Source organism: Pseudomonas sp. LBUM1645, from assembly GCF_059716185.1.
In genome coordinates this window covers 5,652,507-5,665,001 of record NZ_CP166811.1, presented here as the reverse complement: position 1 = coordinate 5,665,001, position 12,495 = coordinate 5,652,507, and the positions used below count along the sequence as shown (strand labels likewise).

At 61.2% G+C, this 12,495-nt stretch carries 12 protein-coding genes; 10 read left to right on the top strand and 2 right to left on the bottom strand.

The features are described 5' to 3' along the window. The first annotated feature begins 174 nt into the window (after positions 1 to 174). From ACA079_RS25665 to ACA079_RS25650, 4 genes are all read left to right on the top strand, one after another. The gene (locus tag ACA079_RS25665) at positions 175 to 870 is read left to right on the top strand and encodes a PA1041 family peptidoglycan-binding anchor lipoprotein (protein ID WP_497701405.1); all 696 of its coding nucleotides are present in this window, start codon (positions 175 to 177) and stop codon (positions 868 to 870) included. A 90-nt stretch (positions 871 to 960) separates the two neighbouring features. After that, positions 961 to 1,677: a PA1041 family peptidoglycan-binding anchor lipoprotein gene (locus ACA079_RS25660; protein WP_497701404.1), complete on the top strand. Its 717-nt coding sequence runs from the start codon at positions 961 to 963 to the stop codon at positions 1,675 to 1,677. Positions 1,678 to 1,825: 148 nt separating this feature from the next. Next, positions 1,826 to 2,104, top strand: a complete 279-nt coding sequence (locus ACA079_RS25655) for a DUF1145 domain-containing protein (RefSeq protein ID WP_033053458.1) — start codon at positions 1,826 to 1,828, stop codon at positions 2,102 to 2,104. Continuing rightward, positions 2,097 to 2,855: a collagen-like triple helix repeat-containing protein gene (locus ACA079_RS25650; RefSeq protein WP_497701403.1), complete on the top strand. Its 759-nt coding sequence runs from the start codon at positions 2,097 to 2,099 to the stop codon at positions 2,853 to 2,855. The genes ACA079_RS25655 and ACA079_RS25650 overlap by 8 nt, the downstream gene beginning before the upstream one ends. Positions 2,856 to 3,046: 191 nt before the next feature. Here ACA079_RS25650 and ACA079_RS25645 read toward each other — a convergent pair whose 3' ends face one another. Then, entirely contained in the window at positions 3,047 to 3,511 is a 465-nt protein-coding gene (locus ACA079_RS25645; RefSeq protein WP_497701402.1) for a CopD family protein, read from the bottom strand. 99 nt (positions 3,512 to 3,610) lie between these two features. Between ACA079_RS25645 and dinG the strand changes: the two genes are divergently transcribed. The 5 genes from dinG to pdxH all read left to right on the top strand — a co-directional run bounded on the left by dinG (position 3,611) and on the right by pdxH (position 11,564). Beyond that, positions 3,611 to 5,755, top strand: coding sequence for an ATP-dependent DNA helicase DinG (dinG, locus tag ACA079_RS25640; RefSeq protein ID WP_008153901.1), 2,145 nt, complete (start codon positions 3,611 to 3,613; stop codon positions 5,753 to 5,755). Between the two features lie 97 nt (positions 5,756 to 5,852). Next, the gene (locus tag ACA079_RS25635; protein WP_497701401.1) at positions 5,853 to 8,369 is read left to right on the top strand and encodes a beta-agarase; all 2,517 of its coding nucleotides are present in this window, start codon (positions 5,853 to 5,855) and stop codon (positions 8,367 to 8,369) included. Positions 8,370 to 8,508: 139 nt separating this feature from the next. Beyond that, positions 8,509 to 9,654: a serine hydrolase domain-containing protein gene (locus ACA079_RS25630; protein ID WP_497701400.1), complete on the top strand. Its 1,146-nt coding sequence runs from the start codon at positions 8,509 to 8,511 to the stop codon at positions 9,652 to 9,654. Between the two features lie 113 nt (positions 9,655 to 9,767). Beyond that, complete coding sequence (locus ACA079_RS25625) at positions 9,768 to 10,892, top strand: OmpA family protein (RefSeq protein WP_497701399.1); 1,125 nt, start codon at positions 9,768 to 9,770, stop codon at positions 10,890 to 10,892. 24 nt (positions 10,893 to 10,916) lie between these two features. Next, positions 10,917 to 11,564: a pyridoxamine 5'-phosphate oxidase gene (gene pdxH / locus ACA079_RS25620; protein ID WP_008153897.1), complete on the top strand. Its 648-nt coding sequence runs from the start codon at positions 10,917 to 10,919 to the stop codon at positions 11,562 to 11,564. A gap of 5 nt (positions 11,565 to 11,569) precedes the next feature. Here pdxH and ACA079_RS25615 read toward each other — a convergent pair whose 3' ends face one another. After that, entirely contained in the window at positions 11,570 to 11,806 is a 237-nt protein-coding gene (locus ACA079_RS25615; protein WP_033059010.1) for a hypothetical protein, read from the bottom strand. Positions 11,807 to 11,975: 169 nt separating this feature from the next. Here ACA079_RS25615 and ACA079_RS25610 point away from each other — a divergent pair, with 169 nt between their 5' ends. Beyond that, the gene (locus ACA079_RS25610; RefSeq protein WP_017336812.1) at positions 11,976 to 12,440 is read left to right on the top strand and encodes an outer membrane lipoprotein; all 465 of its coding nucleotides are present in this window, start codon (positions 11,976 to 11,978) and stop codon (positions 12,438 to 12,440) included. Positions 12,441 to 12,495 lie beyond the last annotated feature (55 nt).

Sequence of the window (12,495 nt, the reverse complement as noted above, 5' to 3'; positions counted from 1 at the left end):
AGCTGCCAAGACTAGCCTGCTCCAAGGGCCGGGCCTAGAGCTGGTTCGTCCTAAAAGCGCCGATCTGCCGTGAACACGGGTTAAAACAGCAATGGCCTATTGCTGGCGGAGATTAAAACTCGGGTCTTTACTACCTGAATCGGTTCTAAGCCGATCCCCTCAGGAGAAAACTAGATGAGCATAGTTCGCACAGCATTACCCTTGGTTCTGCTAACCAGTGTGTTGACTGGTTGCGCAGGTTTGCAGAAAACCGACTGGCCGACCTGTGCGGCGGTCGGTGGTGTCGTGGGTGCAGGTCTCGGCGCGACCGAGAGCTCGGCATGGGCGGGGTATGGCGCGCTGCTCGTCGGCGGCACGGCTGCGGCCTATTGCTGGGTTCACGGTGATGGCGACGAAGACGGCGATGGCGTGCCGGATAGCCGCGACAAGTGCCCGGGAACACCTAAAGGCGTGCGGGTCGATGCCGACGGTTGCCCTCCACCGGTGCCTGCGCCAGTGGTCGAAGAAGCGGCCGTGGTTAGAGAAGAAGTCATCGTCATTCGCGATGTTCACTTCCAGTTCGACAAGGCCACACTGACCCCTGCCGACAAAGTGGTACTCGATAAAATCGCCACTCGCTTGAAAGGGGAAGCGCCTAACGCCCAACTGACTGTAACCGGTCACACCGACAGTGTTGGCAGCGATACCTATAACCAGAAACTGTCGGATCGTCGTGCGCACTCGGTGGTTGAATACCTGATTTCCCAAGGTGTACCCCGCAGCGAGTTCGTGTCTGTTACCGGTGCCGGTGAAAGCCAACCGGTCGCCGATAACAAAACCGCTGACGGCCGCGCGCTGAACCGTCGCACGGAAATCAAAATCAACCGCTAAACCCCTCGTACTCCGCGGCTTGTGCAGTCGCGGATGCGGGTCTTTACTCCTGTGTGACCGGCATTGGCCGGTAACACAGGAGCTTTCACCATGAGTGTTCTCACACGGACCGTCTTGCCGGTTGTGCTGCTGGGCAGCCTGTTGACCGGTTGCGCTACTCACAGCGATGGCACCGCCCCTCTCAATCAACGAACCTGGCCAATCTGCAGCGTTATCGGCGGCCTGGTCGGTGGCGGTCTGGGCGCTCTCCAAAGTAGCGGTTGGGCGGCCGGTGGGGCGGCGCTTGGTATCTTGACCGGTGGCTTGATCTGTTACGCCCAGGATGGCGACGAAGACGACGATGGTGTTTTCGATCGACGTGATCGCTGCCCTGATACGCCGGCCAATACCCCCGTCGAACATCATGGTTGCCCATTGCCGCAGTACCCGGCCAGCGTGAAACCTGAACCTGTGCAATCGGAGGTCATTACCCTGAGCGACGCGGACGACGTACTGTTTGCCTTCAACCAATCCGAACTGACCCCTGCCGCGCAGAGCAAGCTGGATTCGCTGATGCCCAAACTGCAAAGCGCCGATGTGGTGAGCATCAAGGTGATCGGTCATACCGACAGCGTCGGCTCGGACACCTATAACCAGGCACTCTCGGAACGTCGCGCCAGTAGCGTGGCGGCCTACCTGTTGAGCCAGGGCCTGGCGCCGAACAAGCTCACCAGCGAGGGCAAGGGCCAAAGTCAGCCGGTGGCCGATAACGAAACGGAAGAAGGACGGGCGAAAAACCGTCGGGTGGAATTGCACATCAATCGCTGAGCCCCGTGATAGAGCCGTCGGACCACAATTGAAGTCAGTCCGGCGGCCATTCGGCGGCCTTCATGAAGAATTTTCCGTTGCCCTCTGGCTTATCCCGCGTGGAAGCCGGTACTGTGCGCGCAAAGAATAATTCTCAACGGAGGAGCGTATGAACGTGTTTTGGGGGCTGGGGAAGTTGTTGACCCTGCTGTTCTGGCTGGTGGTGCTGGTCAATCAGCTCATGCCGTTTGTCAATCCTCTGCATCTGTTGGTCGATCTGGCCGGCGGCCTGCTGGCATGCCTTCATCTTCTTGAGGCGGTGTTCTGTTTCCGCAGCCTCAGAGGCCGCGCTCACCCTTGGCTTGATCGCCTGAAGATCCTCTTTTTCGGCGTTTTCCACCTGCAAACCATCCCGGCTCCGACCGCGTCTAAGGCTTCCCATGCGTAAACTCTGTCTGCTCGCTGCACTCATCAGCCCGTTGGCCTGCGCCCAGGTGGTGAGCGTCGAAACCAACTCGCTGATGCGTTTGCCCAACACCGCCAGCACCTTGCAGCTGGAACGCCTGGAAGTGGCCGACTACGGCACGTTGTTGATTCCCTCGAATGTGACCGAGGTATCCGTCGGTGAATTGCGTTTGGGTCGTGAAGCGCGGATCGCCATCGTTCCCGGCGAACAGCCGCTTGAGCTGAAGGTCAGCCGTGCGCAGTTGTCGGAAGGCAGCCAGATCACGGCTCGCGGCGCGCCGGGGACGTACCTCAAGGCCGCCCGCTCCGGGCGTAACCTGAACCTGCAGATCAAGGCACTGAGTGCGCCGCTGTTGTTGGTGGACGCTCGCGGCGGTGCGGGCGCACCGGGTTTCGTCGGTCTCGATGGGGCCAACGGTCAGGCACCGGGTTGTACCTGGGGCCAGGCCGGTCGTGGTGCCGACGGCAGTGATGGCAGCGACGGTCAGCCGGGCGCGCCGGGTGCATTGGTTCGTCTGGAAGTGCCGCGTGATTTCCCGGCGGAACTGATCAAGGTTCAGGTGGCCGGCGGTGACGGTGGTGTGGCCGGGCCTGGCGGTAAACCGGGCGCGGGTGGCAAGGCCAAGGGCTGCTTCGTCTACAAAGCCGATGGCGGCAAGAACGGCCGACCGGGTGTTGATGGTCAGCCGGGGTCTGCCGGTGCGGCGGGTTCGGTGACTGTTCAGCGGTTGTAAGAACCACCCCTCACCCCAACCCTCTCCCCAGTGGGAGAGGGGGAAAGGGGGCCGATCTCAGTGCTTTTCAAAATCTGAGTTCAACTCGATATTTCAGGTCGACGTAGCTTGAAATAACACCTCGGTCAGTCCCCTCGCCCCTCGGGGAGAGGGTTAGGGTGAGGGGGGATGTTGATCTTCTGCTCCAAGATCTAAAACATCGGCCGAGCCGCAGCAATCGCCACCAGCACCAACCCGACAATCAGATTAATCCCCACCAACTTGCGAATTTTCCCAAGCGTAGCAGCCCCCGTCGGCCAATCCTGCGCCGCCACTGCCGTGCGCAACTCTGGCAACAACAACGCCTGAATCCGGATAAACAGCGCCGTCATCACCACGTACAAGCCCATCATCACCTGCACATACCGCGGCGCCATTTCAAAACCGCTGTACTGCAGATGAATCATGCCCACACCGCTGACCGGCAACAGCACCACCGCGACCCAGACCCAGCGGAAAAAACCTTGAAACACTTCTACCCACAGTTTTAACCGGGCAGGGCCCTCCAAAGCCTTCATCGCCGCGGGCCGCAAGACCATCCACGCGAAAAACATGCCGCCAACCCAGACCAGGGCTGACAGGACATGCAGGGTGTAAACGATGCCAAAAGGTGTCATTGGGGTACTCCGTTCTGCGCGGGATTAATTAGCGGGGTATGATAGCGGCCGATCCGAACCACTGAAAATTTATCCAGCGTTTTTTGCGCCCGACAATCCATGATCAGCACCGAACTCAAAACCACGATCCAGGGCGCCTACTCGCGTTTTCTCGAAGCGAAGAGCCTCAAGCCGCGCTACGGCCAACGCCTGATGATCGCCGAAATTGCCAAGGTCCTCGGTGACATCGACACCGACGACGAAGGCCGGCGCAGTGGCGACCCCGCGATTGTCGCGGTGGAAGCCGGCACCGGTACCGGCAAAACCGTGGCCTACAGCCTGGCCGCCATCCCGACTGCGAAGGCCGCCGGCAAACGCCTGGTGATTGCCACGGCTACCGTGGCCCTGCAAGAGCAGATCGTCTACAAGGATTTGCCCGACCTGATGCGCAACAGCGGGTTGAACTTCAGTTTCGCCCTGGCCAAAGGGCGCGGGCGCTACATGTGCCTGTCAAAGCTCGACATGTTGCTCCAGGAAGGTCACGCGCAAACCGCCACGGCTCAGCTGTTCGAAGAAGAAGGTTTCAAGATCGAGGTCGACGAGGCCAGTCAGAAGCTGTTCACCAGCATGATCGAGAAACTCGCCGGCAATAAGTGGGACGGCGACCGCGACAGTTGGTCCACCGCCCTGGAAGACGCCGATTGGGCGCGCCTGACCACCGATCACAGCCAGTGCACCAACCGTCATTGCCCGAACTTCGGCCAGTGCGCCTTCTACAAGGCCCGCGAAGGCATGGGCAAGGTTGACGTGATCGTCACCAACCACGACATGGTCCTGGCCGACCTGGCGCTGGGCGGCGGTGCCGTGCTGCCGGACCCGCGCGACACCATCTACGTGTTCGACGAAGGCCATCACCTGCCGGACAAGGCCATCGGCCACTTCGCCCATTACACGCGCCTGCGTTCCACCGCCGACTGGCTGGAAACCACCGCCAAGAACCTCACCAAATTGCTGGCCCAGCATCCGCTGCCGGGCGATCTGGGCAAGTTGATCGAACAAGTGCCGGAACTGGCGCGGGAGATCAAAACCCAGCAGCAGTTCATGTTCAGCGCCTGCGAGCAGGTTGCAGACTTCAAGCCCGGTGAAGACGTCGAAGGTCGCGAGCGGCCGCGTCATCGCTTCGTCGGCGGGGTCATTCCCGAGCACATGCGCGAAATGGGCGTCGAGTTGAAGAAGGGCTTTGCCCGTCTGACTGACCTGTTCACCCGGCTCACCGAACTGCTCAAGGAAGGCATGGACGGCGAGGTCAATATCGGCATCGCCAGCAACCAGGCCGAAGAGTGGTATCCGCTGTTCGGCAGCCTGTTGTCCCGTTCTTCGGGCAACTGGGAGTTGTGGGTCGCGTTCACCGCCGAAGACCCGGAAGACAACCCCCCGATGGCCCGCTGGCTGACCCTGGCCGAAAGCGGCTCGCTGTTCGACATCGAGGTCAACGCCAGCCCGATCCTCGCGGCAGAAATGCTCCGTCGCAATTTGTGGAACGTGGCTTACGGTGCTCTGGTGACCTCCGCGACCCTGACCGCGCTCGGCACTTTCGATCGCTTCCGCATGCGCGCCGGTTTGCCGAAAAAAGCTGTGACCGCAGTGGTTCCAAGCCCGTTTCATCATGCTGACGCTGGCGTGCTGCGAGTGCCGGACCTGAAGGCCGATCCACGTGATGCGCCGGCCCACACCGCGGCGATCATCCGTGATTTGCCGGCCTTGGTGGAAGGTTCGCGCGGCACCCTGGTGCTGTTCTCTTCGCGCAAACAGATGCAGGACGTGTTCGACGGCCTCGACCGCGACTGGCGCAAGCAAGTGTTCATTCAAGGCAACCTGTCGAAACAGGAAACCCTGAACAAGCACAAGGCGCGGGTCGATGGCGGTGATTCCAGCGTGCTGTTCGGCCTGGCGAGTTTTGCCGAAGGGGTCGACTTGCCCGGTGCGTACTGCGAGCACGTGGTGATCGCGAAGATTCCATTCTCGGTGCCCGATGATCCGGTCGAAGCGGCTCTGGCCGAGTGGATCGAGGCTCGGGGTGGCAATCCGTTCATGGAGATCTCCGTGCCGGATGCTTCGCTGAAGCTGGTCCAGGCCTGCGGTCGCTTGCTGCGTACCGAAGAAGACCGCGGCACCATCACCTTGCTTGATCGTCGTCTGGTCACCCAGCGTTATGGCAAGGCGATCCTCAATGCGTTGCCACCCTTCCGGCGTGAAATTTCCTGATACACCGGTGGGCAAATTTGCCCACCGCGTTGTCTATCTCTCAACCATCGCTTTTCCACTGGCCCATTGAAAGGTCGTTAGGGAGAACCTCGTTCCTATGATTCGCCGTTCGTTGCCTGCTGTTTTCGCTCTGATGTTCGCAGCCCCTTTGCTGGCGGCCCCTGCCGGCCAACAGACGCTGTTCAACTTTGTGCGCCCCGCCGATGTGGTCCAGGTGGCGACTCAGGACGCCAGCCTGCCGCAATCCAACGCCGAGCAAACGGCCGAAGGCGAAGTGCTGCGTCGGGTGACGTTCAACCCGGTGGCACAACCGACCTTGCGCCTGACCCCGCAAACCGGCGCCTGGGACTGGTCGCAGTCGGGCTTCATGAGTTTGCGGATTCAGAGCGCAATGAACTGGGCTGTGACCCTGTACGTGAAAATCCAGAGCAACGATGGCAAGACGCTGGTCAGCCGCGTCGACTTGCCGGCCGGCCCTGCGCAAACGTTATTGGTGCCGCTGCAGCCCTTTACGCCATTGAGCCTGGGCCTGAAAGCCGGCCCACCGATGCCGATGACGTTTGACGGGCAGCGCGTATTGCTGGCTAGCAGCGCCGGTGAGCTGGAGCGCAGCCAAGTGGTGTCAGTGACCTTGTCGATGGATCAGCCGAAAGTCGCGCAAAGCATCCTGCTTGAGCGCTTTGGCGTGCAGGACGGCGATGCGGTCACCCAAGCCGCTTTTGGTGGCCTTGTAGACGCTTACGGCCAGTCGACCCGGGCCAAATGGCCAGAGAAAGTCAGCAGCGACGAGCAACTGAAAAGCGCCGCCGCCAAGGAACATCAGCAACTGAAAACCTGGCTGGCCGAGCGCGAGAAGTCGTCCCTGGACAAGTTCGGTGGCTGGAACAAAGGCCCGGCATTCAAGGCCAGCGGCTTTTTCCGCACTGAGAAGCGCGACGGTCGCTGGTACCTGGTGACCCCGGAAGGCCATCCGTTCTATTCGCTCGGGGTCAACACCGTCACCCCGGACGTCGACCAGACCTACGTCGCCGGCCGCGAGTGGATGTTTGAATCGCTGCCCAAACCCGACGAGCCGCTGGCCAGCCATTATGGCGAAGGCGACAACCGGGGCGGCAACGGCGCCGATCAGGGCCGAGGCTACAATGCCGGTCGCTGGTACGACTTCTATGGCGCCAACTTGCAGCGTCTGTATGGCGCGCCGTGTGTGGTGACCAGCGACACCAAGGCCGGTGTCGCCGAAGCGGCCAAGGCTGACGCGGTTGCGGCAACGGCAACGGTGGAGAAGGCTGCTGAGCAACCTGTTGTTCCTTCGACGGCCGAATCCGGTGTCGCCGAAGCCGCCAAGACCGGCGCCGTTGAAGCGACCGCCGCGAAAGCAGCTGAGCAAACACCTGCCGAACCCTGCAAAGCGGTGGTTGATGAACAGCGCTGGGCCAGCCACACCCTTGATCGCCTGCAAGCCTGGGGCTTCAACACCATCGGCAACTGGAGCGCACCGTCGCTGGCCAATGCCGACCGTGTGCCGTACACCTTGCCGCTGTCGATCGTCGGCGATTACGCCAGCATCAGCACCGGCACCGACTGGTGGGGCGGCATGCCTGACCCGTTTGACCCGCGTTTCGCCATGGCCACCGAGCGTGCTGTGGCCATCGCCGCGCGCGACCATCGCGATGATCCGTGGCTGATCGGCTACTTTGCCGACAATGAATTGGCCTGGGCCGGTCCGGGCGACGACCCGAAAGCCCGTTACGCCTTGGCCTACGGCACCTTGAAAATGACCACCGACGTGCCGGCCAAACGCGCATTTCTCAAGCAATTGCGGGACAAATACCGCAATCAGGCGGGCCTTTCGAAAGCCTGGGGCATTGATTTGCCAGCCTGGGAATTGATGGAAGACCCTGGCTTCGTGCCGCCGCTGCCAAGCGCCGAATACCCGGAAATCGAAGCCGACTTTAAATACTTCCAGAAGGTTTTTGCTGACACGTACTTCAAGACCCTCTCCGACTCGCTCAAGTGGCACGCGCCGAATCAGCTGTTGCTGGGTGGCCGGTTTGCCATCAGCACCCCGGAAGCGGTTGAGTCCTGCGCCCAGTATTGCGACGTGCTGAGCTTCAACATGTACACCCTGCAACCGCAGGACGGTTACGACTTCGCCAAGCTGCGCAGCCTGGACAAACCGGTGCTGATCACCGAGTTCAACTTTGGCTCGGCCGATCGTGGTCCGTTCTGGGGCGGCGTGACGCAATTGGCGAAGGAAGAAGACCGTGGGCCGGCTTATGCCAATTTCCTCAAACAGGCGATGAGCGAACCGTCGATCGTCGGCGTGCACTGGTTCCAATACCTTGATCAACCGGTCACCGGTCGTCTGCTGGATGGCGAGAACGGTCACTTCGGGCTGGTGGGCATCACCGATCTGCCGTTCCAGGGGTTCGTCGACAGCGTTCGCAAGAGCAATTTGCAGACCGTCGATCAGCTCGGTAAAGAGGCCGAGAAAGCCAAGGCTGAGGCGGATAAAGCCGGTCAAACAGCTGAGGGCGGCAGAAAAGGCGAGGCTGGCAAAGGCGCAGGGCAGGGCGCTGGCCATGCAGGTGGGCATTCCGGTAATGGCCACTGAGTGCTGACAGGCACGTAAGATTTTCTGAGTGTTTCATCCGGGCGGCATGGCGACCGCCCGGCCCGGCCCTGTTCCCAAAACCTTCAATGGCTGGAACAATGCGGCCACTTTGTAGAGCGTTTATCCAAAGGAGTTGCGGGTGCAGATTCAGGGTTTTTACGAGCTGAAGTTCGAAGCGGTGCGTGAGGCTTTCGCGGCGTTGTTCGACGATCCTCAGGAACGTGGTGCAGCGTTGTGCATCCAGATCGGCGGTGAAACCGTGGTCGACCTTTGGGCCGGCAGCGCTGACAAGGATGGCACCGAAGCCTGGCACAGCGACACCATCGCCAACCTGTTTTCCTGCACCAAGACCTTTACCGCGGTGACCGCCCTGCAATTGGTGGCCGAAGGCAAGCTGCAACTGGATGCCCCGGTCGCCCGCTACTGGCCCGAGTTCGCCGCCGCCGGCAAAGAGTCCGTGACCCTGCGTCAATTGCTCTGCCATCAGGCCGGTCTGCCGGCGCTGCGTGAGCTGCTGGCCCCGGAAGCCCTTTACGACTGGCAAACCATGGTTGACGCCCTGGCCGCCGAAGAGCCGTGGTGGACGCCGGGAGTCGGTCACGGTTACGCCGCGATCACCTACGGCTGGCTGGTCGGTGAGTTGCTGCGTCGTGCCGACGGTCGTGGGCCGGGTGAGTCCATCGTGGCGCGGGTCGCCAAGCCTTTGGGGCTGGATTTCCACGTCGGCCTGGCGGACGAAGAGTTTCATCGCGTGGCGCACATCGCCCGTGGCAAGGGCAATGTCGGCGATGCCGCCGCCCAGCGCTTGCTGCAAGTGACGATGCGCGAGCCGACGGCCATGACCACGAGGGCGTTCACTAACCCGCCGTCGATCATGACCAGCACCAACAAACCCGAGTGGCGACGCATGCAGCAGCCGGCCGCCAATGGTCACGGCAATGCCCGCAGCCTGGCCGGGTTCTATGCCGGTCTGCTCGATGGCAGCTTGCTGGAAAGCGAGTTGCTCGACGAGCTGACGCGCGAACACAGTGTCGGCGAGGACAAGACTTTACTGACCCGGACCCGTTTCGGCCTGGGTTGCATGCTCGATCAACCGGACGTCCCCAACGCCACCTACGGCCTCGGCCCGCGTGCGTTTGGCCATCCGGGAGCCGGTGGTTCCACCGGCTTTGCTGACCCGGAACACGATGTGGCTTTCGGCTTTGTGACAAATACCTTAGGGCCGTACGTCTTGATGGATCCGCGCGCGCAAAAGCTTGTGCGGGCACTGGCCACTTGTCTGTAAATCGCGCTCAGGGGTTCCAGGGCCGGAACCCCAAGGCCTTTTTGATTTCCAAGCGTCTGTTTATCCGGGTCAATCCGGCCTGATAGTTCATTACTTCATTTTGTGGATATCCAATGTCTTCCAATAAAACCCTCGCTTTGGCCCTGTGCTTCGCTATTACCGGTTGCGCACAAACTCCACAAAATGACTCGGATGGCAGCAGCTGGTGGCCGTTCGGTTCCTCCGACAAAGTCGCCGCTAAAACCCCGGCTCCGGCTCCGGCCCCAGCCCCGGCACCTTTGAAGCCTGCCGCGACCGCTCCGGTTGCCAAGGCTGAAAGCTCCAACCCTTGGTACTGGCCATTCGGTTCCGATGACGGCGCCGACAAAACGCCTGCCAAGCCTGAGGTGAAAGCTGAAGCCAAGCCTGAAGCCAAACCGGTCGAGGTGGCCAAGGCTGAGGCCGATGCCGGTGGCAAATGGTGGTGGCCGTTCGGCGGCAAAGAGCAAAGCACCGCTAAAGCCGTGCCGATGCCTGATCCGAAAGTCACCCAGGCTTGGCTCGACGACTACGAACCGCGCCTGCGCGAAGCGATCAAGGGCAGCAACCTGCAACTTGAGCGCCGCGAAAACGTATTGGTGGTGACCGCGCCGGTAGAAGGCTCGTTCAACCCTGACCGTCCGGCCATGCTGCTGCCGGTGACCCTCGGCCCGTTCACTCGCGTCGCGAAAATCCTTGAAGTCGATCCGAAAACTGCCGTGCTGGTGCTCGGCCACAGTGATACGTCGGGCGCCGCACCGGCCAACGTGAAGCTGAGCCAGGAGCGTGCACAAGCCGTGGCGGCGATCTTCCGCCTTAGCGGTCTGCAGCGTGATCGTCTGATGCTGCGCGGTATGGGCGGCGAAGCCCCGCGTGCTGCCAACGACAGCAATGAAGGCCGTGCCTTGAACCGTCGCGTCGAACTGCTGGTGACCCCGCAAAACACCATGGTCGCGTTGCTGAGCAAGTACAACATGCCAGCCCCGGCGCCAGTGAAGTTGGTCGCTGCTCAGGACGTCAAGCCAGTGGTCAAACCGGTCACCCCGGCGCCAGCCGCGAAGAAAGCCGATGTGCCTGCTGCGAAAAAAGCCCCGGCCAAGAAAGCCGCCGCCAAGAAGGCACCGGCTAAAACTGCAACACCGGCGAAAAAGACTGCCCCGGCCAAAGCCGCTGCCGACCCGAAAAAAGTCGCCGACGCCGCCGATACTGTAAAAAAGTGATTCGTTAACCAAAAGGAATGCGCCATGACCCAGGGCCTGGCTGATATGCGTCGCGACTACACCCGTGATGGCCTGACCGAGGCGCAAGCCCCGGCCGAGCCGTTCGCGCTGTTCCATCAGTGGTTCGCCGACGCGGTGAAAACCGAGCAGGCGCCGGTGGAAGCCAACGCCATGACCCTGGCCACCGTCGATCAGGACGGTCGGCCGCATTGCCGCATTCTGCTGCTCAAGGGGCTGGACGAGCAGGGCTTCACCTTCTTCACCAACTATGACAGCGCCAAGGGCCAGCATCTGGCCGCGAACCCGTTCGCGGCCATGACCTTCTTCTGGCCGGCCCTGGAACGCCAGGTGCGCATCGAAGGGCGGGTGGTGAAGGTTACGCCTGAAGAGTCCGACGCCTACTTCCAGGTCCGTCCACTGGGCAGTCGCCTCGGTGCCTGGGCTTCGCCCCAGAGCCGGGTGATCGCCGATCGTGCCGAGCTGGAAGCGCTGCTCAAGAACACCGAGCAACGTTTCAGCGACACGCAACCTCATTGCCCTGAGCACTGGGGTGGTTACCGTTTGTTACCGGAGCGCATCGAGTTCTGGCAAGGCCGTCCGAGCCGCCTGCACGATCGCCTCAACTACCGCTTTCAGGGTGCCGACTGGATTCTTGAACGTCTGGCACCTTAAGCCGTCTACCGATCGGGATAACCTGCCGCAGCCGCTTCAAGCCACTGCGGCAGGTCTCGGCGCTTGATCTTCTGCGCTTGAGCGTTCGCCAGTTGCTGGAGCATGAACGCCTTTTTCTGCTCGTCTTTACCCGCCAGTGCCAACGCCAGATCGCGGTCCATCCAGCGTTTGATCCGCACGTATAGCCACCAGTGGAAATACAATCCGGCAACGGTGGTGACGACAATGATGAAGTAATCCATGAAAATCCTTGGTTCAGTGGCGCAGATTGCGGAATTTGCCGCTACTGTGTGTCAAGTTCGTGGTAGCGCCCTGTACTGGGCCTGAATCAAACCAATTTTATCCGGGCAGGGCCGTGACAGGCGTCAAGCTGCGGAGTTTAATGAATACCTGTCCTTTGGAGTTGATGCTATGCGTAAGTCTGTTCTGCTGGTTGCTTCCTTTTCCACGATGGCGATGTTGCTCACCGGCTGCCAATCGAGCCTGACCGGTGACTCCTATTCCCGTGACGAAGCGCGTCGGGTGCAGACCGTTCGCATGGGTACTATCGAATCCCTGCGACCGGTCAAAATCGAAGGCACCAAAACCCCAATCGGCGGCCTCGCCGGTGCGGCGGTGGGTGGTGTCGGCGGCAGCGCTATCGGTGGCGGTCGTGGCAGCATCGTTGCTGCAGTTATCGGCGCCGTTGCTGGCGGCCTGATCGGCTCGGCCACAGAAGAAGGCCTGACCCGCGCCCAAGGCGTGGAAATCACTGTTCGCGAAGACGACGGCAGCATGCGCGCCTACGTGCAACAGGTTCAGGAGAATGAGGTGTTCCGTGTTGGCGAGCGTGTGCGGATTGCCACTGTTGATGGGACTAGCCGCGTTTCGCACTAAGCGGGAATACGGGTAAAAGAAAACCCCGATCAGGTGACTGGTCGGGGTTTTTTAT

What these genes read in the sequence shown, in the direction of transcription:
- ACA079_RS25665 (WP_497701405.1), top strand. Translation starts at nt 175, where the DNA reads ATGAGCATAGTTCGCACAGCATTACCCTTGGTTCTGCTAACCAGTGTG.
- ACA079_RS25660 (WP_497701404.1), top strand. Translation starts at nt 961, where the DNA reads ATGAGTGTTCTCACACGGACCGTCTTGCCGGTTGTGCTGCTGGGCAGC.
- ACA079_RS25655 (WP_033053458.1), top strand. Translation starts at nt 1,826, where the DNA reads ATGAACGTGTTTTGGGGGCTGGGGAAGTTGTTGACCCTGCTGTTCTGG.
- ACA079_RS25650 (WP_497701403.1), top strand. Translation starts at nt 2,097, where the DNA reads ATGCGTAAACTCTGTCTGCTCGCTGCACTCATCAGCCCGTTGGCCTGC.
- ACA079_RS25645 (WP_497701402.1), bottom strand. Translation starts at nt 3,511, where the DNA reads ATGACACCTTTTGGCATCGTTTACACCCTGCATGTCCTGTCAGCCCTG.
- dinG (WP_008153901.1), top strand. Translation starts at nt 3,611, where the DNA reads ATGATCAGCACCGAACTCAAAACCACGATCCAGGGCGCCTACTCGCGT.
- ACA079_RS25635 (WP_497701401.1), top strand. Translation starts at nt 5,853, where the DNA reads ATGATTCGCCGTTCGTTGCCTGCTGTTTTCGCTCTGATGTTCGCAGCC.
- ACA079_RS25625 (WP_497701399.1), top strand. Translation starts at nt 9,768, where the DNA reads ATGTCTTCCAATAAAACCCTCGCTTTGGCCCTGTGCTTCGCTATTACC.
- pdxH (WP_008153897.1), top strand. Translation starts at nt 10,917, where the DNA reads ATGACCCAGGGCCTGGCTGATATGCGTCGCGACTACACCCGTGATGGC.
- ACA079_RS25615 (WP_033059010.1), bottom strand. Translation starts at nt 11,806, where the DNA reads ATGGATTACTTCATCATTGTCGTCACCACCGTTGCCGGATTGTATTTC.
- ACA079_RS25610 (WP_017336812.1), top strand. Translation starts at nt 11,976, where the DNA reads ATGCGTAAGTCTGTTCTGCTGGTTGCTTCCTTTTCCACGATGGCGATG.